This window comes from Microbacterium dextranolyticum (assembly GCF_016907295.1).
GTDB lineage: Bacteria > Actinomycetota > Actinomycetes > Actinomycetales > Microbacteriaceae > Microbacterium > Microbacterium dextranolyticum.
Map to the genome: position 1 here is coordinate 2,797,837 of NZ_JAFBBR010000001.1, position 20,187 is coordinate 2,818,023.

19 protein-coding genes are annotated in these 20,187 nt (G+C 69.6%); 6 read left to right on the plus strand and 13 right to left on the minus strand.

Features of this window, described 5'->3' with window-relative positions:
• The first annotated feature begins 74 nt into the window (after window positions 1-74).
• From JOE64_RS12730 to JOE64_RS12740, 3 genes are read left to right on the plus strand one after another with little or no spacing between them, the layout of a single operon-like run.
• A complete protein-coding gene (locus JOE64_RS12730) occupies window positions 75-995 on the plus strand; it encodes an ROK family protein (RefSeq protein WP_204964599.1) in 921 nt (306 codons plus the stop codon).
• A gap of 21 nt (window positions 996-1,016) precedes the next feature.
• Window positions 1,017-1,616 carry a short chain dehydrogenase gene (locus JOE64_RS12735; RefSeq protein WP_204964600.1) on the plus strand — a complete coding sequence of 200 codons (600 nt, stop codon included), beginning with the start codon at window positions 1,017-1,019 and terminating at the stop codon, window positions 1,614-1,616.
• A 5-nt stretch (window positions 1,617-1,621) separates the two neighbouring features.
• On the plus strand, window positions 1,622-2,473 hold the full coding sequence (locus JOE64_RS12740; protein WP_204964601.1) for a PhzF family phenazine biosynthesis protein: 852 nt from the start codon (window positions 1,622-1,624) through the stop codon (window positions 2,471-2,473).
• A 36-nt stretch (window positions 2,474-2,509) separates the two neighbouring features.
• Here the strand turns inward: JOE64_RS12740 and JOE64_RS12745 are convergent, their stop codons facing one another.
• Window positions 2,510-3,082, minus strand: coding sequence for a TetR/AcrR family transcriptional regulator (locus JOE64_RS12745; protein WP_204964602.1), 573 nt, complete (start codon window positions 3,080-3,082; stop codon window positions 2,510-2,512).
• 110 nt (window positions 3,083-3,192) lie between these two features.
• Here JOE64_RS12745 and JOE64_RS12750 point away from each other — a divergent pair, with 110 nt between their 5' ends.
• The gene (locus JOE64_RS12750; RefSeq protein WP_204964603.1) at window positions 3,193-5,709 is read left to right on the plus strand and encodes an MMPL family transporter; all 2,517 of its coding nucleotides are present in this window, start codon (window positions 3,193-3,195) and stop codon (window positions 5,707-5,709) included.
• 56 nt (window positions 5,710-5,765) lie between these two features.
• On the opposite strand, the gene JOE64_RS12755 is transcribed toward JOE64_RS12750, so the two are convergent.
• From JOE64_RS12755 to JOE64_RS12770, 4 genes are read right to left on the minus strand one after another with little or no spacing between them, the layout of a single operon-like run.
• Window positions 5,766-7,442: a glycoside hydrolase family 13 protein gene (locus JOE64_RS12755; protein ID WP_204964604.1), complete on the minus strand. Its 1,677-nt coding sequence runs from the start codon at window positions 7,440-7,442 to the stop codon at window positions 5,766-5,768.
• A 58-nt stretch (window positions 7,443-7,500) separates the two neighbouring features.
• On the minus strand, window positions 7,501-8,409 hold the full coding sequence (locus JOE64_RS12760) for a carbohydrate ABC transporter permease (protein ID WP_204964605.1): 909 nt from the start codon (window positions 8,407-8,409) through the stop codon (window positions 7,501-7,503).
• On the minus strand, window positions 8,409-9,311 hold the full coding sequence (locus JOE64_RS12765; RefSeq protein WP_204964606.1) for a carbohydrate ABC transporter permease: 903 nt from the start codon (window positions 9,309-9,311) through the stop codon (window positions 8,409-8,411). Before JOE64_RS12765 ends, JOE64_RS12760 begins: the two co-directional genes overlap by 1 nt.
• Entirely contained in the window at window positions 9,308-10,624 is a 1,317-nt protein-coding gene (locus JOE64_RS12770) for an ABC transporter substrate-binding protein (protein ID WP_204964607.1), read from the minus strand. Before JOE64_RS12770 ends, JOE64_RS12765 begins: the two co-directional genes overlap by 4 nt.
• Window positions 10,625-10,775: 151 nt before the next feature.
• Here JOE64_RS12770 and JOE64_RS12775 point away from each other — a divergent pair, with 151 nt between their 5' ends.
• Together JOE64_RS12775 and JOE64_RS12780 are read left to right on the plus strand one after the other, a co-directional pair.
• Window positions 10,776-11,918 carry an ROK family protein gene (locus tag JOE64_RS12775; protein ID WP_307821667.1) on the plus strand — a complete coding sequence of 381 codons (1,143 nt, stop codon included), beginning with the start codon at window positions 10,776-10,778 and terminating at the stop codon, window positions 11,916-11,918.
• Window positions 11,919-12,038: 120 nt separating this feature from the next.
• Window positions 12,039-12,380, plus strand: coding sequence for a hypothetical protein (locus JOE64_RS12780; protein ID WP_204964608.1), 342 nt, complete (start codon window positions 12,039-12,041; stop codon window positions 12,378-12,380).
• 24 nt (window positions 12,381-12,404) lie between these two features.
• Here the strand turns inward: JOE64_RS12780 and JOE64_RS12785 are convergent, their stop codons facing one another.
• From JOE64_RS12785 to JOE64_RS14845, 8 genes are all read right to left on the minus strand, one after another.
• Window positions 12,405-12,623, minus strand: a complete 219-nt coding sequence (locus tag JOE64_RS12785; protein WP_204964609.1) for a hypothetical protein — start codon at window positions 12,621-12,623, stop codon at window positions 12,405-12,407.
• Window positions 12,610-12,954 carry a DUF7882 family protein gene (locus tag JOE64_RS12790; protein ID WP_204964610.1) on the minus strand — a complete coding sequence of 115 codons (345 nt, stop codon included), beginning with the start codon at window positions 12,952-12,954 and terminating at the stop codon, window positions 12,610-12,612. The genes JOE64_RS12785 and JOE64_RS12790 overlap by 14 nt, the downstream gene beginning before the upstream one ends.
• Before the next feature lie 161 nt (window positions 12,955-13,115).
• Window positions 13,116-14,216 carry a DUF998 domain-containing protein gene (locus tag JOE64_RS12795; protein WP_271202593.1) on the minus strand — a complete coding sequence of 367 codons (1,101 nt, stop codon included), beginning with the start codon at window positions 14,214-14,216 and terminating at the stop codon, window positions 13,116-13,118.
• An 88-nt stretch (window positions 14,217-14,304) separates the two neighbouring features.
• Window positions 14,305-15,054, minus strand: coding sequence for a YidC/Oxa1 family membrane protein insertase (locus tag JOE64_RS12800; RefSeq protein WP_204964611.1), 750 nt, complete (start codon window positions 15,052-15,054; stop codon window positions 14,305-14,307).
• A gap of 84 nt (window positions 15,055-15,138) precedes the next feature.
• Window positions 15,139-15,429 carry a hypothetical protein gene (locus tag JOE64_RS12805; protein WP_239531770.1) on the minus strand — a complete coding sequence of 97 codons (291 nt, stop codon included), beginning with the start codon at window positions 15,427-15,429 and terminating at the stop codon, window positions 15,139-15,141.
• Window positions 15,430-15,709: 280 nt separating this feature from the next.
• Window positions 15,710-18,451, minus strand: a complete 2,742-nt coding sequence (locus tag JOE64_RS12810) for a beta strand repeat-containing protein (protein WP_204964612.1) — start codon at window positions 18,449-18,451, stop codon at window positions 15,710-15,712.
• 588 nt (window positions 18,452-19,039) lie between these two features.
• Entirely contained in the window at window positions 19,040-19,591 is a 552-nt protein-coding gene (locus tag JOE64_RS12815) for a PIN domain-containing protein (RefSeq protein WP_271202592.1), read from the minus strand.
• Window positions 19,592-19,648: 57 nt separating this feature from the next.
• Entirely contained in the window at window positions 19,649-20,173 is a 525-nt protein-coding gene (locus JOE64_RS14845; RefSeq protein WP_204964613.1) for a helix-turn-helix domain-containing protein, read from the minus strand.
• Window positions 20,174-20,187 lie beyond the last annotated feature (14 nt).

Consider the following 20,187-nt stretch of genomic DNA (forward strand, 5'->3'; position numbering starts at 1 on the left):
CGATCGCTGTGGCCGACACTACGCTGAGACCCATGCCCCGATGGGCATGCCGGTTGCACTCGAAGGGGATGGACATGTCACTCGCGCTCGCGATCGACCTCGGCGGCACGAAGGTCGAAGCGGCCCTCGTCGATGAGGAGGGACGCATCCTCGCCGGCACACGCACCCGCGAGGCCACCGGCGCCGCCGCCGCATCCGATCGGTCCGTTCTCGAACGTGCCCTCAGCGCGGTCATTGCACGGTGCCGCGCGCTGCCGGAGTGGTCGCAGGTGACCGCCGCCGGCATCGGTTCGGCCGGCCCCATCGACATCGGCGCCGGGACGATCGCCCCCATCAACCTGCCCGCGGCGCACGGCATGCCGATCGTCGCGTTCGTCGCCGAGCAGTCGGGGCTGGAGAACGTCGCCCTCCGCCTCGACGGCACGTGCATCGCCCTTGCGGAACTGTGGCTCGGCGCAGCCCACGGCACGTCGGACGCCATCGTCTTCGTCGTCTCGACGGGCGTCGGCGGCGGGATCGTGTCGGGTGGACGCCTCGTCGCAGGGGCATCCGGGAACGCCGGCCACATCGGTCAGGTGGTCGTCAGCGAGATCGTCGACGGCGATGCGGCCGCCTCCACCGTCGAGCAGCTCGCGTCGGGCCCGCACATCGTCGCCTGGGCCCGCGCGCAGGGCTGGGCCGGTTCGACCGGCGAAGAGCTCGCCGACGCGTATCGCCGCGGCGACGAGCTCGCCCGCGCCGCGGTCGCCCGCTCGGCGCGAGCGATCGGAGTGGGACTCGCGGGCGCCGCGACGCTGCTCGACCTCGAGCTCGCCGTCGTCGGCGGCGGCTTCTCGTTCGTCGCCGACGACTTCACCGAGCAGATCGAGGCATCGGTGCGCGCCGCGGCGGTCAACGCGTACGCGGCGAACCTCCGTGTCGTGCGCGCCGGTCTCGGCGGCGACGCCCCCCTCATCGGCGCCGCGGCGCTCGTGCACCGCAGCGACTTGCTCTGAAGCCAGGCCACAGGAGACCCCATGACCAAGCGCATCCTCATCATCGGCGCCGGCGGCACGATCGGTCGCGCCGTCTCGGCCGCGGCGAGAGACCTCGGACACGAGGTCATCGCGGCGTCCCGCTCGACGAGCCCCGCGGTGGACCTCGGGGACGAGGCATCCATCGATGCCCTGTTCGCCGCGGTCGGCACGGTCGACGCCGTCGTCTGCGCCACGGGAAGCGTGCCGTTCAAGCCGTTCACCGAGCTGGAGGTCGCCGACTACCGCCGAGGGCTCGAGAGCAAGACCCTCGGCCAGATCGCCGTCGTCGTGCGCGGCGTCGCCGCCGTCGCCGACGGCGGGTCGTTCACCCTCACGAGCGGGATCCTCGGCGGCGTTCCCATCGCGACCGGAGCAGCCGCCTCGGCCGTCAACGGCGCCCTCGACGCGTTCACGATGGCCGCCGCGACCGGGCTCCCCCGCGGCATCCGGATCAACACGGTCAGCCCGAACGTCCTCGTCGAATCCCCGGGGTCCCACCGCAGCTTCCCCGGTCTCATCCCCGTGCCCGCCGCCGTCGTCGCGCAGAGCTTCATCCGTTCGATCGACGGCGTCGAGACCGGCCGCATCTTCCCCGTGTGAGCGGCATGACCGACACGGACGTCCTGCGCTACGCCGCCTTCACCACCCGGCCGGACGGCGGCAACCCCGCCGGTGTCGTGCCGGATGCCCGGGGTCTCAGCGACAGCGAGATGCAGCGGATCGCCGCCGAGGTCGACTTCGCCGAGACCGCGTTCGTGACGAGCGTCGGGGCGGGGCGGGCGCGCATCCGCTACTTCTCCCCGATCGCCGAGGTGCCCTTCTGCGGGCATGCCACGGTCGCCGCCGCGATCTCCCTCGCCGAGGACGGCCGAGCCGGCGATGACGGCGTCATCGAGTTCGTCACCCCGGTCGGTCCGGTCCGCATCGAGGTCGCGCGCGACGACGACGGCCTGCGCGCGACCTTCACCAGCGTGCCACCGACGGTCCGCGCACTACCCGAGGCCGACCTCGACGAGATCCTCGGGCTGCTGGGCCTCGCGCGCCAGGACCTCGACCCGGATCTGCCTCCCCGCATCGCCGACGCCGGGAACCCCCACCCGCTCATCGCGCTCGCCGCCGAGAGCGTCTTCGACGGCTTCGGCTTCGATCCCGACGCCGTCCGCGCGCTGATGGATGCCCGCGGCTGGCCGGCCACGATCGCCGTGGTCCATCGAACCGACGCCACGCGGTTCGCCGCACGCAACCTCTTCCCCGTCGGGCGCATCACCGAGGACCCCGCCACCGGCTCGGCCGCAGCCGCGCTCGGCGCGTATCTGCGGGTGCAGGCCGCCGTGCCCGTCCCCGGACGCATCGAGATCGCGCAGGGCCGTCACGTCGGCAGGCCCGGTGTGCTGCACGTCGAGATCCCCGCCACGGGAGGCATCCGCGTCTCGGGACACGCCGTCCGAATGGGCTGAGTCCCGCTCCCGCTCGGCCCGGGCTCCCGCTCGGCGTCAGCGACCGAGGATCGCGTCGAGCAGGCGGTCCGCGTCACCCGGCTCGACCGGGGTGCGGCTGAGCGCACGCAACAGCACGGCGCCGATCAGCGCCTCGGCGATCTCCTCGAACGGCGCGACGGGCGTGAGATTCGGCGCCGTGCCGGCGGCGCGCGCCAGACGGCCGGAGACCGACTCGGATCCGGACAGGCTGTCGCGCAGACGCCGGCCGACCTCGGCGTTGTCGGCGGCCGCCGCGATCAGTGCGCGCAGCAGCCCCTCGCCTTCGGGACGCTCCAGCAGGGCGAAGATGCGCCCCAGCCAGTCGCGCAGGTCCGCACGGATATCGCCGGTGTCGGGAAGATCGAGACGGCCGTCCAGCATCGTCCCCTCGAGCAGGCACTCCGCGAGGATCGCGCCTTTCGACGGCCACCACCGGTAGATCGTCTGCTTTCCGACGCCGGCGCGCGCAGCGATCTGCTCGATGGCGAGGCTCTCGTACCCGCGCTCGGCCAGAAGCTCCGCGGCCGCCTGCAGGATCGACCGACGCGCGGCTTCACTGCGGACGGGGCCGCTGCGGGCGAAGGCCATGAGAGCTCCCGAAGAACGATCAGATAAGACGAGACGGTCCGTGTTATCTTAGCCGGGCTGTCGAGGACGAGGAGTTCCCCGTCGGCGCGCTCTCGCGAGTGAGGAGAGTCATGGCCGAGCTGCTGCACCGCTGGGGAACGTTCGCCGCCCGACGCGCGTGGACGGTGATCGTGGGGTGGGTCGTGATCCTCGCCGTCACGGTCGGCGGATTCCTCGCCGGGTTCAGCGGCCTGGTGTCGAGCTTCGACATCCCGGGCACCGCCTCCGGCAAGGTCATCGACGAACTGCAGCAGAAGCTCCCCGCATTCAGCGGGGCATCCGGAACCGTCGTCTTCCACACGACCGACGGCGCTCCGCTCACCGACGAGCAGCGGGGCGAGATCGCGGCGCTCGCGACATCTGCGCGGACCCTCCCCGACGTGTCCGACGTCATCGACCCCTTCCAGACCGAGGCGCAGCTGGCCGAGCAGCGCAGCAAGATCGCCGACGGACGCGCCCAGGTCAGCGCCGCGCGGGCGCAGCTCGATGCCGGGCAGTCACAGCTCGATGCCGGCTCGGCGCAGCTCACGGCCGCTCAGCAGCAGCTCGACGCCGCGCGGGCGCAAGCGCAGGCCGTCGGCTTCCCCACCGACCAGCTCGACGCCCAGCAGGCCCAGCTCGACGCGCAACGGTCGGCCCTCGACGCGCAGCAGGCGAAACTCGCCGACGGACGCGCCGCGCTCGAGACGCAGAACGCTCAGCTCGAACAGGGCGCGGAACTGCTCTCGTATGCGGATGCCATCCGCGTCGTCTCCGCGGACGGCTCGACGGCGATCGTGAACGTGCAGTTCACGGTGCCGCGCCTGGAGCTCGCCGACAGCTCGAAGAAGGCCGTCGTCGCTCACTTCGAGGGCTCCCCCATCGCCGGGACGGAGGTCGCGTTCTCGACGGAGATCTCACAGGGCGTGCCCCAGATCCTCGGCGTCGGCGAGGCGATCGGCGTCGCTCTGGCGGCTGTCGTGCTGATCGTCGTACTCGGTTCGCTCCTCGCCGCGGCCTTCCCGATCGTCACCGCGCTGCTGGGTGTCGCGATCGGCGCGATGGGGCTCCTCTCCTTCTCGGGGATCGTGCAGATGGCATCCGTCACACCGATCCTCGGTGTGATGCTCGGCCTCGCCGTCGGCATCGACTACTCGCTATTCATCCTGTACCGACACCGCAGACAGCTTCTGGCGGGCGGCGACGTCATCGAGTCGATCGGGCTCGCCAACGGCACGGCGGGCAACGCCGTCGTCTTCGCGGGGACGACCGTGATCGTGGCGCTCCTGGCCCTCAACGTCACGGGCATCCCGTTCCTCGGACTGATGGGCACGGCGGGTGCCGTCAGCGTCGCCGTCGCGGTCCTCATCGCGATCACCCTCACCCCCGCACTCCTCGGGCTCGCGGGCACCCGCATCCTGAGCCGCCGCGCCCGGACGCGCGCAGAGGACGCGGCCGCGTCGCACGAGGCAGCCCCGGCGGCGACCGCCGGCGTGCATCCGATGTCCACGGTGCGCGCCGTGCTGACGGCCGTCGTCGCGATCGTCGCTCTGCTGGTGGTCGCCACGCCCTCGCTCTCGATGCGGCTGGGTCTTCCCGACGGCGGCTCCGAGGCCGAGGATTCGACCGGCTACCGCGCGTACACCCTGACTCAGCAGGCGTTCGGCGAGGGCGTCAACGGCCCGCTGCTGATCACCGCGACCCTTCCCGAGGGGCTCGACGACGCCGGCGTGCGCTCGGCGCAGCTCAGCGTCGCGCGGGAGCTGGCCGCGCAGACCGATGTGGTCGCCGTGGCGCCCGTCGCCGTCTCGGACGACCACCGCCTCGCCGCGTTCCAGATCGTGCCCGCCGAGGGGCCGAACAGCGTCTCGACCGAGACGCTCGTGCGAGACCTGCGGGCCCTCCCCCCGGTCGACGGCGACATGACGCTCGGCGTCGCCGGTCAGGCCGCCATCAACATCGACATCTCCGAGGGGCTCGCGAACGTCCTGCCGCTCTACCTGGTCGTCGTGGTGGGGCTGTCGTTCCTCATCATGGTGATGGTCTTCCGCTCGCTCCTCGTGCCGCTCGTGGCGACCGGCGGGTTCGTCCTGTCGCTGTTCGCCACCTACGGCGCGGTGACCGCCGTGTTCCAGTGGGGATGGCTCGGCGGACTGTTCGGTGTGCACAACCCGGGCCCGATCCTGAGCTTCCTGCCGGTGATCCTCGTCGGCATCCTCTTCGGCCTCGCGATGGACTACCAGCTCTTCCTCGCGACAGGCATGCGCGAGGCCTGGGCACACGGCGCGCCGGCCCGCCTCGCGGTTGCCCAGGGCTTCCGTGCCGGGCGCACGGTGGTCGTCGCGGCCGCCCTCATCATGGTCGCCGTCTTCTCGGGGTTCATCACCTCCGAGTCGGTCATCATCAAGTCGATGGGCCTCGGCCTCGCCCTCGGCGTGCTCTTCGACGCCTTCGTCGTGCGGATGCTGCTGATGCCCGCCATCATGCACCTGCTCGGCGGCTCGGCGTGGTGGCTGCCCCGGTGGCTCGACCGCATCGTCCCGAACGTCGACGTCGAGGGGTCGGCTCTCGAGCGTCGCCACCCCGTGCACCACGCGGCGCACGAATAGAACACCGCGAAGGGCGGGGTGTCACCCGTTCCGGTGACACCCCGCCCTTCTTTTCGTCACTCGGCGCGCAGCCAGACGGTCGTCTCGCCCGGCACGATTCCGGCGGCATCCGCGGTTCCGCTCGCGAGCAGCACGTCGCCGCCCGGCAGCGCGTAGGGCTCGGTTCCGAAATTCGTGACGACGTGCCACCCACCCGGACGGACGAAGTGGAGGACGTCGGGGCGGCCGGTCTCGATCCACTCCAGGCGCTCCTCGCTCTGCAGTTCGGAGCGCAGTGCGAGGGCGCGGCGGTACAGCCAGAGCGTCGAGTCGGAATCGCCCTCTTCGACCTCGACGGCGGAGTCGGCGAACCAGGCCGGCTGCGGCAGGTGCGCCGATCCGTCGCCGAACCCGTACGAGGGGCCGGATGCGGTCCAGGGCAGCGGCACGCGGCATCCGTCACGCCCATACTGCTCCTGGTTCGTGCGGAAGAACGTCGGGTCCTGCCGCTGGTCCGCCGGGATCTCGGCGACCTCATGGAGGCCGAGCTCCTCGCCCTGATAGAGGTAGGCAGACCCGGGGAGGCCGAGCAGGAACAGTGTCGCCGCGCGCGCTCGGCGGATGCCGCCGGGGCGATCGATCACGGACTCGTCGGCCCCGGATTCGGCCCAGCCGCCGCCGTGGCGGTTCGGCACCGGGCCCTCGACCTCCGGCATCGGCAGGGCATAGCGCGTGGCGTGGCGGAACACGTCGTGGTTGGAGAGCACCCACGTGCTCGACGAGCCCGAGCGGGCGGCGAGCGCGATGTTCTGGGTGACGATGTCGCGGAACTCCTGCGCGTCGAAGCCGGCGCGCAGCAGATCGAAGTTGAACGACTGCCCGAGGCTCTCCGGGCTCGCGTACTTCGGCACACGGTCTGAGGCGACCCAGGCCTCGGCGACGGCGGTGCGCGGCGGATCGTACGAATCGAAGACCCGGCGCCACTCGGCGTAGATCTCGTGCACGTCGTCGCGGTCGAGCAGCGGGTGATTGCCGTCGACCGGCAGCGCGGCCAGCTCCGCCGTCGACGGCAGCGGTTCGCTGAGGTCCTTCGTGAGCATGTGTGCGACGTCGATGCGGAATCCGTCGACCCCCCGGTCGGACCAGAAACGGAGCGTCCGCAGGAAGTCCTCGCGCACCTCGGGGTTGCTCCAGTTGAGGTCGGGCTGCTCGATCGCGAAGCTGTGCAGGTACCACTGCCCGTCCGCGACGCGCTCCCACGCCGATCCGCCGAACGCCGCGGTCCAGTCGGTGGGCGGCTCGGCTCCGTCGGGGCCGGCGCCCTCGCGGAAGATGTAGCGCTCGCGGGCGGCCGACCCGCGCCCGGCGACGAGCGCCTCTTGGAACCAGACGTGCAGGTCGGAGGTGTGGTTCGGCACGATGTCGACGACGACGCGGATGCCGCGGGCGTGGAGCGCCGCGGTCATCGCGTCGAAGTCGGCGAGCGTTCCGAGCCGGGGGTCGACGTCGCGATAGTCGGCGACGTCGTAGCCTCCGTCGGCGAGCGCGGACGGATAGAACGGGCTCAGCCAGACGGCGTCGATGCCGAGCTCGGCCAGGTAGTCGACGCGCGACAGGATGCCGGGGATGTCGCCGATCCCGTCGCCGTTCCCGTCGGCGAAGCTGCGCGGATAGATCTGGTAGACGACGGCCTGTCGCCACCAGGTGGGCGAGGTGTCGGTCGCGCGGAGCTCGGTCAGCGGCTGCGGGGTCATCGGAAGGTTCTCCTCCAGGTTCGGGGTTTCGGGGGGGGCGGCGAGATCGGAACGGAGGTCAGCCCTTGACGGCGCCCTGTGTGACGCCTTCCATCACCCAGCGCTGCGTGAACAGGTAGACCACGATCGCGGGCGCCATGGCCATGAGGTACGACGCGAAGGACACGTTGTAGTTGTTGCTGAACTGGGTCTGGAACAGGTTCTGTCGCACCGGAAGGGTCTGCAGAGCCGGGTCGGAGATGATGAGCGAGGGCATCATGAAGTCGTTCCAGGCGTAGAGGAAGGCGAAGATGCCGACCGTCGCGCTCATCGGGGCGAGGAGTGGGAAGATCAGGCGCCAGAACGTCTGCCACGTGGTCGCGCCGTCGATGCGGGCGCTCTCTTCGAGCTCGAGCGGGATCGATCGCAGGAACGCGGTGAACAGCAGCACGCTGAAGCTCAACTGGAACATCGTCGCGAGGATCACGACACCGAACGGGTTGTCGAGGCCGACACGCCCGGTGAGCTGGATCTGCGGCAGAGCGACCACGGGGAACGGGATGAACATCGCCGCGAGCAGGTAGAAGAACGAGTACCGGAACAGGCGCCGGTCCCAATTACGGACGATCGCGTACGACGCGAAGGCCGCGAGGATGATCGTGAGCACGACCGTCCCGGCCGTCACCAAGAACGAGATCGTCACGCCGACGGGGAACTTCGTGAGGTTCCACGCCTGGACGAACCCGTCCAGGCTGAACGGCGCCGGCAGTGAGAACGCATTGCCGTCGACGGCCTGGCCGGTCGTCTTGAACGCCATCGAGATCGTGACGTACAGCGGCAGCAAGACCGTGACCGAGCACAGCATCAGGATGATCGTCGTCGACCAGTTCATACGCTCGGTCGGTCGGCGCTTGCCGCGGTTCTTGCGGGATGCGGGATCGACGGCGATCTCGGACGCCTCGAAGGCGAGGGCGGGCTGGCTGGTCATCAGAACTGGTTCCTTCCGCGCGTCAGCGACAGCTGCAGGAGCGAGATGAGCACGGCGACGATGAAGAAGATGGTCGCGTTGGCCATCTGGTAGGCGTAGTCGCCGCCGTTGAAGCCCGCGATGATCGTCATCGCGATGCTGCGGGTGGCCGTCCCCGGCCCTCCGTTGGTCAGACCCACGATGATGTCGTAGGCGTTGAGGAAGTTCTTGAACCCGAGGATCACGTTGATGACGACGTAGCCGGCGACGAGGGGCACGGTGATGCGCAGCAGCTGCTGGGTCTTGGACGCCCCGTCGAGGTCGGCGGCCTCGTAGACGTCGCCGGGCACCGAGAGCAGGCCCGCGATGTAGATGAGCAGCGTTCCGGGGATCGCCTGCCAGGCAGTCACGATGACGATCGCCACCCAGGCCAGGTCGGGATTGGCCAGGAGGCTCGTCTCGAGCCCCGGGATGCCGATCGCCGCGCCGGCGGCGGGCAGCGAGTTCGAGAAGAGGAAGTTGAAGACGTACGCGATGATGATGCCCGAGATCACCATCGGGATCACGAAGATCGCGCGCAGCCCCGTCTTGAACCGGATCCGCGCCGTGAGCCCCACGGCCAAGAGGAACGCCGCGATGTTGACGACGATCACGGTGGCGATGGCGAATCCGAACGTGAACAGGTAGCTCTGCAGCACCGCCGGGTCGCTGAAGAGGGCGATGTAGTTGGTCAGCCCGATGAAGTTCCAGTCGCCGATGCCGATGGAGTCGGTGAAGCTGAAGAAGATGCCGATGACCCCGGGAACCGTGATAGCGAGCGTGAACAGCACGAGGCTGGGGAGCAGGAACAGATAGTAGATCGGCTCCACACGGCGGCGGTGACGCGCGGGCCGCCCGTTCGTGACGATCGTCGAGGTGGTCATCGTCCGGACTCCTTCGTCTCGGCAGCGTCGGGCTGGCTGCTGGCGGATTGGCGGAACGCGATCCGCGCCCAGTCCTGGTCCATCGTGCGCAGGATGCCGCCGGGGTCCGCCCCCAGCACCATCGCCTGCGCGTAGTTGAAGACGGGGATCGTCTTGGGAACGAGCACCGACGGCCCCTGGTAGACCTTGGCCTGGTCGTAGTAGGGGATCATCCCCGCGATGCGGGGATCGTCGGGCGCCGCGGCATCCTTGGTGGGCGTGAAGCCGAGCTGCGATGCGTTGTACGCCTGGATGATCTGCGGCTGGTACAGGTACTCGAGGAAGTCGCGCGCTGCCTGCTGGTGGTGCGATCCCTCGGGGATCATCGCGGCGAGGTCCATGTTGACCCGCACGGCGAGGTCCTTCGGGTCATCCGTCATCGGCAGCGGGAAAGTGCCCAGCTGCAGGTCGGGCGAGGTCTTGGCGATCTCGCTGAACGCCCAGGGACCCTGCAGATACATCGCGGCCTTGCCCTGCGCGAACGCGAGGTTGCCGTCGCCGTATCCGCGGCTGTCGGCGTCGCTGTTCACGTACGTTCCGGTGAGCTGGAGCATCTTGCTCATCGGCTCCGCGAAGTCCTTCGAGAACGACACGGCTGCGTCGGGGCCGGCGTCGGCGCCCTCGGCCTTCAACCGGGAGAAGAAGTCGACGACGTCGAGCGAGCCGCCGGCAGCGTAGTCGTACCAGCCCTGGCCGATGGTCCAGTCGTCTTTGAAGGTGGCGTAGAAGGGAGTGACGCCGGCGTTCTTCAGCGTGTCGCACACCGCGAGCAGTTCGCTCCAGGTCGTCGGCACCTGCAGCCCGTGCTGCGCGAAGATCTCCTTGTTGTAGATCACCGACGAAGCCATCACCGAGTAGGGCAGGGCGCTGATCCGGCCGGCGCAGCTGCCGTACTGGTCCATGAGCGGCTGCAGGTCTTCGCGCGTGCTCGACGCCGCCGTCGTGCCGGTCAGGTCGCTCAGGGCGCACCTCTCGACGAACCGCGCGACCTCGAAGTTGTAGTTCGCGAGCATGATGTCAGGCGGGTTGCCGCGCACGAAGCTCGCCGAGACCACGTCGACCCCGGAGGTGTCCATCTGCACCGTGACCCGGTCCTGCGAGGCGTTGTAGTCGGACACCACCTTGTTCATGAAATCGAGCGCTTCGCGCTTGCTGAACGTGAACCGGATGACCTCGCGGCCGTCGCCGGAGCATCCGGTCAGCAGCGCCGCGCCCAGTCCGATCGCTGCGATCGCCGCGACCCACCGTCGCGTCCGTCGTGTTCGTGCAGACACCGTCGTCCTTCCGCCTGTGATTCACCGATGATTAGATTTACTGGCCGAATCAACTTCCTTCGGGCAGTATGGCATTGCACGAACGAAAGAGTCAACCATCGTTTCCCTGACACCCGCGCCGCAGCCGTCGCGCCCCACGAGCGTGAGCGCCGTGCTCGCGCACGCCTGGGATGCCGAGGCGTTCACCGCCACCGACATCATGGAGGCGACCGGGCTGACGCGGTCCACCGCCATCGAGTCCACCCAAGACCTCATCGCCCGGGGACTTCTGAGCGAGCTCCCCAACGCCCGCGCCGTCGGCGACTACCGCAAGGGGCGCCCGGCACGGCGGTTCGCGCTGCGCACCGACGCCGCGACGCTCGTCGGCGTGGACGCCGGCAACGAGCACCTCATCGTGCGGGTGACCGACCTGCGCTCCCAGGAACTCACGACCCATCACCGATCGTTCGAGCGCGCCGACGACGAGCCGACCGCACGCCGGCGCGCGGTCGTCGCCGCCGTGAACGCCGCGGTCTCGGAGACCGGTCGGACACTGGAGGACGTCCTCGCACTCTGTATCGGAGTTCCTGCGCCCGTCGACAGCGCGGGGCTCTCGCCGCGGCATCCGCACGGATTCTGGCAACGCATGAATCCCGACCTCATCCATGCCTTCGACGGCATACCCCTCGTGGGAGTGCACAACGACGCGTCGCTCGCGGCGATCGCCGAGGGCAGCGTCGGCGCGGCGATCGGATGCCAGGACTACATCGCGCTGCTCGCCGGCAGCCGGATGGGCGCCGGCGTCGTCACCGACGGTGCCGTCCTGCGCGGCTCGCACGGAGGCGTGGGCGAGATGGTCGCCTTCGACCACGTGCAGGGAGTCGGCAACGCTGAAGGCCTCGGCGTGCGCATCGCGACCTGGGCGGCCGACCTCGTCCGCCACGGCGAGGCTGTGCCGACGGGGGCACTCGCGCGCCTCGCGCCGGAGCAGATCGACGCCCCCGCGGTGCTGAGGCTCGCCTCGTCGGGCGATCCGGACGCGCAGCGCGTCGTCGATCGCGCCTCGACCACCCTCGCCCGTATCGTGAGCGTCCTCGGGAGCATGTTCGATCCGCAGCGCGTGGTCGTCTCGGGAGCGGTGGCCTCCGGGTTCTCCGATGTCGTGGCGGCCGCGCGCGCGGCCCTGCCGACCGATCTCGATCTTCCCGCCCCCGAGCTCTTCGTCTCTCGCCTCGGCGCCGACGTCGTCGTGGTGGGAGCGGTGGCCGCGGCATCCGCTCTCGCCCGCGATCGCGCTCTCGACGTCATCGGCTGAGCGAACGGCGACGCCGTCCACGCCGCGGCCGCTCCGTTCACGTCTTCTTCTTGCCGCGGGTCCAGGCGTGACGTGTCAAGCCCCCCTAGTGAACAGCCGTTCGACCCGTAGCTTTCGAGAATGAAACATGTGACCTTCGCCGACAAATCCCTCCTCATGGGCTCCGACGCGGCGGAGGCTCTGCTCGAGTACGCCCGACTGCTCGGCGATCACGCGCGCACCGACGCGGTGACGCTGCGTTGCCTCAGCCCCGAGGGCAACACGGTCGAGGCATCGTTCCTGCTCAACGAGAACACGGCGCTCGTCGTCGAATCGACGAACACCGACGTGCAGCCGCCCGACAACACCGACCTCGTCCTCGAACTGCGTGACCGCATCGGCGCACTCCAGCGACCCGTCCGCGCCACAGAAGAGGCCCCGTGGCCGGCGGACATTCCCGATGACCTCACCGGGGAACTCTGACGACGATCGCGGCGCGACGTGGGGTCAGTCGTGCTCCGGCATCGGATCGGGGATCGGGATCACCGCGATGGGAACGCCGCGAGTGATCCACAGATACGCGTCGCGCTGAGCGCCCTCCCCGTCGTTGACGAGGAGCCATCCGCCGCCCTCGGTGGACTGCTCGATCTCGGCCCGCACCTCGGCCAGAGAGCGCCCGCCGATGCTATAGACGTTGCCGCCGTAGTGGACGTCAATTCGTTTCATACTCGCCTCGCAGAGAATCGACGATGCTCGATCCTTCCGGCGGCTCGGGCACGGCATACAGGCCTGTGGGTGAGTTCGCGGTGTAGAGCAGCGCCTCGATCCACGCGCGGTTGATCGTCGGGCGCCGGCTGCCGTAGAACTTGTACGCGATCGAGACGCTCGGCTGCACCCACACGATCGTGCGGCCGTCGCCGATGCTCGACTCGTCCTTCCACGTGAAGTGGAACGCTTCACCGCGGCGCAGCTTGGCGCCGATCACGAGCTGGAGATGAGCCAGCAGTCGATCGTCGAAGTCGACCCTGATCGACGAGTCGTAGATGAACTTGCCCATTCCGGTCCTCTCATCACCGGAGTCGTGTCCCGTGCGGCGAACTCTTCCGGCGGGGTTCCGGCGACGTGACAGGCTTTCACACTCCCGTCATCCGGTGAGAGGGGGTTGACAACGGATGCCTCGGGCGGTCGCTTTCACACAAGCGGACTCGCCTCGGTGCGTCACGACGTGACGCTCTCATCCGCATAGGCGCGGGTCCCCCGCACGAACACGAGAAGCCATGCGAAGAGCAGCCCCGCGATGACGAACTCGGCTCCGGTGAGGTTGTAGTACCCGATCGGCACCCACAGCGCGACGGCGACCAGGATCCCCGCGATGGCGACGGTGGAGAAGACCGCCACCTCGTGCCGCATCCCGGGGACCAGCGCGGCCAGGCATCCGACGAGCACCGCGAACAGGACGACCATCCCGGATGCCGCACCCACATGCACCGGGAAGGCGACCGCATCGGGGACGAGGCCCGCGATCATGAGGCAGATCCCGATCCCGGCGAGCAGCCAGGCGAACAGCCGCGCTCGCGCGGGCGCGTTCGCGACATGGGCCCGCAACCCGGTCTCGAGGTCGTGGGCGACGAGGTTCGCGAGTGCTGTGACCACGGCGCCCGTCGTGATCAGGGCAAGGTTGAACTGGTAGCCGGCGTAGCCCGCCTCGTTGCCCAGTCGGGAGAAGTGGAACTGCCACCACTCGGCGTCGGGCGAGCTCACCATGCTGGCGAGCGTGCCGAGGAAGAGCACGAGGGTCGCGAGCATCGCCACACCGCTCGAGGTGAGCCGGGCACCGAACACGGATCCGCCGTACGCGACCGCGCCGCACGCTGCTCCGGTGAGGGCACCCGTTCCGAAAGGGTCGATCGTGAGACCGCGGAAGCCCAGTTGGAAGAGCTCGGCGACCGCGATCACGAGGAGTGCGGAAAGCATCATCATCGCCGCGCAGAGCGCCAGCAGATCGGTCGCGCGCTTCGGCCACGGCAGAGCACGTCGCCACGCCAGGTGTCCGCGCCGCCGCTCGGTCACGAACGCGAACGAGAACGCCGCCGCGGCGGCGACGGCGGCGAGAAGCCCCGCAAGACTTCCCACCGAGGCCTCGCCGCCGAGAGGCAGCCTCGACCCGTGTGCGATGGCGAACGCCGCCGCCGCGCCCCCGACGGCCGAGACGAGCGCCCATCGGATCGCCTGCGCCTCGAGGCGTGGCGACAGCCCCTCGTCACCCGGTCTCGCGGGGCGCACCGCCGCCGTGCCGCGCAGGCCCGCTGACCGGTTCACATCTCGGAGCCTACCGCCGCCGCGACAGCCTCCGCCCGCCGCGGAGGCGGTCGAAATGCGCCCTCGTCCGAGGGCGATGGCGGGCCCGTCACGGTGTCGATGGATAGATGCGACGCAACACGAGCCGCTGCCCGAGCGTCCACACGACCGTCGTGGCGAGGTAGAGCCCTGCCGCGAGCGGGACGAGGACCGCGATGACGGCGGTCGCGAACTGCAGCACGCCGAGGATGCCCGCGAGGGGTACCGGCGACCTCGAGGAACCGCTGGCAGGTTCGGGGAGGGTGACGCGGAACAGGCGCCGAGTCAGTTCGCCGACGAAGGCGATCACGAGCACCAGGCATCCGATCACGAGCCACGTCGAGGCCGTCGCGGCGCCCGCTGCCACCGCCCCGGCGAGGCTCGTGCCGAGCGGCACGCCGAACGGCGCCTCGGCGAGGAGCTCGTTGGGGTGCCCGGCGATCGTCGGGTGAAGGAACACGGAGTACAGCAGCCCCACGAGGGGAGCCTGGATGAGGATCGGAAGCACGCCCGCGAACGGCGACGCACCCTCCGACCGGTAGAGCTGCACCGTCTCGCGCTGGAGTCGCTCGGGGTTGCCGCGGTGCCGTTTCTGCAGGTCGCGCAGGCGCGGGGCGAGCCGGGCGCGCACCTGCTCCGCCTTCGCCTGCGCGATGCCCGCGGGGGTGAGTGCCGCCCGCACGACGAGCGTGACGAGCACGATTGCCATAGCCGCCGAAGCGGCACCGGTCACGGGGGCGAGGAGGGAGGTCAGGGCCATGAGGCCGGTGTAGGTGAGATCGAGCAGGGTCGAGACAAGGGGCAGGGTCGTGAGGTCCACGGGGCATCCGTTCGTCGGAGCGATCAGGGTCGGCTGATCGGCCGCGAAGGGATGCCGGGGCGATGACACCCAGGCGGATCGACGCTACGCGGCCGCGACCGCCCGACCGGGTCCGCGTCGGCGCACGTGTCCGGGCGCGGCGGGATCGCTCTGCGTGAGCGGGGCGCGCAGCTCCGCGCGGCGCGTGGGATGGATGCGGGCTCCGAGGCCTCGGGCTGCGACGCTCGCCGCGATCACCGCGACGACGAGAAGCGCCACCGCAAGCACCAGGACGGCGACGGCCGAAAGCGACCCCGTCGCCGCAGGGTCGGCGAGGGCGAGCAGCCCGAGCATGGCGAGCATCGCACGCACGAGGCCGCTGATCGCGTCGATCATGTCGCCTCCCGCGGATGCCTGTGTGCCGTCGCCGTCTTCCTCAGCGTACCCGGCTCCACGACCATGGAGTCCGGACTTCCCTGTGCCCTCCCGGGACGTCGTTTCCGGGCCCGGGGTCGAGTACGGGATGGGTGAGGGCCTCCGGCTGCGAAGCGGAGCTGTCTGCTTCACCGCTTCACACGACCGGGAGGCCCTCACATTTCGCGTCGACGCTGCCCTTACTCCTCGTGCTCGGCTGCGGCCGGCGCGCCTGATCGCACGACCCTGCGGTCGCGGTCGGTCACGGTCGCGGCCGCTGACGGGCAGGGCTCCTGCGGGCGAGGAGGAGGGCGGCGCCGGCGAGGAGAAGGACGAGCGCCCCGATGCCGGTGGCGCCGAGCGCTCCCCCGTCGAGACCGGTGGTCGCCAGCCCGGGCGCGGATGCGGCCGGCGGAGACGGGACCACCGCTGCGGAGGAGGGCACTGCCGCGGGGATCACATCGACAGTGACCGTCGCGGTGAGGGTTCCCAGGGTTGCGGTAATGACGTGGGGGCTGGTATGGGGGAAGGTCACGGTGGTGCCGTCGATGATGTCGGTGCCGATCGAGGAGGTGAGTACGGCCGCTCCGGTGTCGACGGGGTTGCCGGCGGTGTCTGCTCCGGTGACGATGAAGGCGAGGGTGCCGCCCTGGTCGATGGTCGTCGCCGACGGAGTGATCGTGAGTGTCGCGGCAGGACCGGCGACGACCTCGACGGTGGCGGTCGCGGTGACGCCTCCGAGGACGGCGGTGATGGTGCGGGTTCCGGCGCCGGAGAAGGTGATGGTCCGGCCCTGGATGGTGTCGGCGGTGTTCATGGAGGCGAGGGTGCCGCTGCTGGTGTCGACCGGGTTGCCGGCGGAATCCGCGGCGGCGATCGTGAACTCGACCTTCCCGCCCTGGGTCACGGTCGCGGCGGCAGGGGTGAGGGTGAGGGTCGCGACCGGTCCGGGGGTGACCTCGATATCGGCGGTGGCCGTCACGTGCCCGAGGCTGGCCGTCACGGTGCGGGTGCCGGCACCGGAGAAGGTGACCGCCCGCCCGTCGATGGCATCCGCTCGCGCGGTCGAGGACAAGGCTGCGGCGTCCACGTTCACGGGATTGCCCGCGGCGTCGGCGCCGGTGATCGTGAATACGGTGGTGTTGCCTTGGGTGACCGTGGCGGTGGCGGGTGTCACTGTCAGCGTGGCGAGCGGGCCGGCGACGACCCGGATCCTGGCACTGGTGGACACGCCATCCAGCGTCGCGGTGACGGTGTGGTCACCGGCACCGGAGAAGGTCACCGACGTGCCGGTGATCGTGTCGGCGCGGGCGCTGGAGGAGAACACGGCGGCCGTGGTGTCGACGGGGTTCCCCGCGACGTCGGTCCCGGTGATCGTGAACCCGATCGTGTCACCCTGAGTCACGGTCTGAGCGGTGGGAGTGATCGTGAGTGCCCTGAGGGGGCCCGCGGTGACGGTGATCTTCGCGGTCGTGCTGACACCGTTCACGGTCGCGGTGACGGTGTGCACGCCCGCGCCGGAGAACGTGATCGCGTGCCCGTCGACCGCGTCCCGTGGCGACGCGGTCAGGGTCGCGTCGCCGACGTCGACGGGGTTCCCTGCCGCGTCGGCGCCGGTGACGGTGAACGCGGTGGTACCACCCTCGACCACGGTCGCGGTGGCGGGCGAGAGCGCCAGGGTCGCGAGGGGGCCGGCGACGACTCGGACGGTGGTGGAGGTGCTCACCCCGTCCAGCGCGGCGGTGACGACGTGGTCGCCGGCGCCGGAGAACTGGATTCTGTGCCCGCCGATCGTGTCGGGTCCGCTGGAGGTGAGGATCGCTCCCGTGGTGTCGACAGTGTTGCCGGCAGCATCGGCGCCGGTGATGGCGAAGGCGATCGCGTCACCCTGTGTGACCGTGCGGTTCGTCGGAGTGATCGAGAGCGTGGCGGCCGGGCCGGCCACGATCGAGATGGTCTGGACGGCGGTTCCGGGGAGGTAGTCGTCGTTGCCTGCCTGGTCGGCGTTGATCACGCACTCGCCGACGCGGATGAGGGAGACCGTTGCTCCGGTGACGGAACACCTTGCCGACGTGGGGGTGGTGAACGTGACCGGGTTGCCCGACGCGCCTCCGGTCGCGCTCACGTGATAGGTCGACCCCGCTGCCGGATGGGCGGGCGCGGGCGAGGTGATCGTGACCGTCTGCGCAGCTCGACCGATCGTGATGGTCTGGGGGGCGCTCGTCGCGGGCGGGTCGATGCCGTTTGCGGCTCGGACCGTGAAGGTGGCCGCCCCGGCGTGGGCGGGTGTTCCGGTCAGCTGTCCGGTCGTCGAATCCAGCGTCAGTCCCGAGGGGAGGGATCCGGAAGCCACCGTGAAGGTGGGGGCTGGGGCCCCGGAGGCGGTGAACGTGTACGTCGGGTAGGGAGTGCCGACCGTTCCGGTCGACGAGGGGCTGGCCGCAGTGAGCAGCGGGGGCACTCGGGTCGTGTCCACGTAGGTCCGAAAAGCGAGAGAGTACTCGCGCCGGATGCCGTGGTCGATCTCATACCCCCCGGGGTAGCCACCCCCCGCGGCAATCGACACGGTCGATTGAGGTGTCAGTTTCAACGCGTACTGCTGGCCAGCGGTCACTGTGAAGGTTGTCGTGAAGGAGGTTGCGTGCCAGCCCGCGGTCGTCGTCTCGGGCAGCCGGCCCGACCCGAGCACCGTCGTGGTCGGCCAGCCGTTCGCCACCGTCACGACGGACACGTCGATCGCCCCGCCGTAGAAGTTGCTGCCGCAACACGTCTGCCGGTTGATTTCGGCACCGGTGAACACTCCCGAGACACCGGCAGTGAACACCTGGTACGTGCCGTCGGACGGCTCGCGGAAGCTGGCTCCGTCCCACGATTCGCTGCTTTGATCCAGGGTGCCCGCCGGGGTGGCAGCTGAGGCCGGCGACGCCGGACCTGCCACACTGATCCCCATCACGATCACCGCACCCGCGAGGATGGCGCCGCACCGCGTCAGGAACCGACGCATCTCTCCCCGCGCCTTCGGGCGCCGGGTGGCTTTCGCCGGCTCGGTTGACTGCTCTCGACCCATGCGAACTCCCCGTTCATGCCGTCCCTCGCCCGTGGATTCGAGAAAGATCGGGGTTGACGTTAACAGGGCGAGTCACAGGAGAGCCATCTCATTCCCGTCGGACCGTAGTGACTCCGCGGAGCAATCGCCCGGAAGCACCTCGAGGCGGATCTATCCACGGGCCCCCAGTACCGGCAATCGCGCATGAGTCTCGACCGGCGCATCACGCGTCGGTCGACGGAAACGAGCCGGCGTCGGACACTCTCCGAGCCCTCGAGACACTCCGGATCGCGCGATCGACAGAGATCGAGCAACAGGAGGATGAAAACCTGCTCCAACCAGGGAAAAACTGGCGGAGACGGAGGGATTTGAAATCGCGCCGATGGCAACTGGACCCAGCTGAAACCGCATGATTCCGCGTGTTCTGAGGTCACAGACGTTCTCCTCGATCAGGTCAGCGCGGTTCGATTCGTGGCAGAAACGTGGCGGGTGTTCGGCGCGAAATCAGGTGGCTGCACCCCGCTCTTCAGTCATGCGAACTGGAGGCTACGCGGACGCAGCTTCGACCATCATCTCGACGGCTTCGATCATGCCGTATCGGTCGCGCAACGTGTCCAGGATCTCCTCGACGGTGAGCGCTGCACCGTAGCGGCCGGAACGACTCGCGATCTCCCGCACCGCGGCGAGCGCATGCCTGGGGTTGAGCGCGACAGTGTCCTTCGCGAACTCCCTGGCGCTGAGCACCTGGATGCCCGGCGGAATCTTGGCTGCAGGGAAGTCCTTCAGGTTCTCGGTGACGATCGCTCCGGCTCCCGCGATGACGGCCGTAGCGACCACGTGCTCGTCATTCGGATCGGGAAGCCCGAAGGTACCTTCGAGCGGTTCCCAGCCTTCGACCTCCGCGTCGGCGAACTCTCGCCGCATCGCGGCGATGAGGGTTGCTGCGCGGCTGGCAGCCTCCGCTACGGGTATCCCCCGCTTCACGAGCTTGACTTCCTCGTGGAACTCGAGTTCGTCGAGGATCGCCGAGCTCCAGGTCGGTCGATACGCGCCCTCGACCGCGAGCGAAAGGAGGAAGTCGGTTGCAGGCTCGGCCACAGCACGCTGGTGTCGAGGGTCGCCGTGAACACGACCCCATCCTGTCAGTCTGCGAGGTCAGAGTCGGGCTGCCCGCCTTGCGGCGACCGCCTTCCTCGCCGCTCTGAGGTCCTCGAGCGTCTGCTCGATGTTGTCTTCGTCGACGGCGTCGCGCGTGGCGGCGAGCATGTCGTACTGACGCTCCCGCCGGCGCTCTCGGTACTCGAGCAGATCCGCGAGGAGAATGCGTCGGTGCGTTCCCGCCTTCTCGAATGGGATCTCACCCTCGTCGAGGAGCTTCACAATGGTCGGGCGGCTCACGTTCAGGAGATCAGCTGCCTGCTGGGTGGTGAGCCGTGTTGCCTGGGGTACAACTGACACGGCAAGCCCGCTCTGCATCGCGTCCACGATCTTGCGGAGAGCGAGGTAGACCTCTTCCGGAAGCTCGACCTGGTCGCCTGGACGCGCGCCCGCAAGGAAGTACCTTGGCTCGGGAAGAGCCCGGCCGGCGGCCTCATGGGCGGTGAGGAAGTCCAGCACAGGGGCAAGCTCGACTTCCCTGCTGGGAAGGTACGTCTCTTCAACGACGGCAGCGCGAGACACGGAAATCACCTCAA

Bases quoted from the DNA above. Each gene is read 5' to 3' on its own strand.
- JOE64_RS12730 (WP_204964599.1), top strand. From the start codon at position 75: ATGTCACTCGCGCTCGCGATCGACCTCGGCGGCACGAAGGTCGAAGCG.
- JOE64_RS12745 (WP_204964602.1), bottom strand. From the start codon at position 3,082: ATGGCCTTCGCCCGCAGCGGCCCCGTCCGCAGTGAAGCCGCGCGTCGG.
- JOE64_RS12810 (WP_204964612.1), bottom strand. From the start codon at position 18,451: ATGCGTCGGTTCCTGACGCGGTGCGGCGCCATCCTCGCGGGTGCGGTG.
- JOE64_RS12805 (WP_239531770.1), bottom strand. From the start codon at position 15,429: ATGATCGACGCGATCAGCGGCCTCGTGCGTGCGATGCTCGCCATGCTC.
- JOE64_RS12765 (WP_204964606.1), bottom strand. From the start codon at position 9,311: ATGACCACCTCGACGATCGTCACGAACGGGCGGCCCGCGCGTCACCGC.
- JOE64_RS12740 (WP_204964601.1), top strand. From the start codon at position 1,622: ATGACCGACACGGACGTCCTGCGCTACGCCGCCTTCACCACCCGGCCG.
- JOE64_RS12780 (WP_204964608.1), top strand. From the start codon at position 12,039: ATGAAACATGTGACCTTCGCCGACAAATCCCTCCTCATGGGCTCCGAC.
- JOE64_RS12785 (WP_204964609.1), bottom strand. From the start codon at position 12,623: ATGAAACGAATTGACGTCCACTACGGCGGCAACGTCTATAGCATCGGC.
- JOE64_RS12790 (WP_204964610.1), bottom strand. From the start codon at position 12,954: ATGGGCAAGTTCATCTACGACTCGTCGATCAGGGTCGACTTCGACGAT.
- JOE64_RS12750 (WP_204964603.1), top strand. From the start codon at position 3,193: ATGGCCGAGCTGCTGCACCGCTGGGGAACGTTCGCCGCCCGACGCGCG.
- JOE64_RS12755 (WP_204964604.1), bottom strand. From the start codon at position 7,442: ATGACCCCGCAGCCGCTGACCGAGCTCCGCGCGACCGACACCTCGCCC.
- JOE64_RS12760 (WP_204964605.1), bottom strand. From the start codon at position 8,409: ATGACCAGCCAGCCCGCCCTCGCCTTCGAGGCGTCCGAGATCGCCGTC.
- JOE64_RS12735 (WP_204964600.1), top strand. From the start codon at position 1,017: ATGACCAAGCGCATCCTCATCATCGGCGCCGGCGGCACGATCGGTCGC.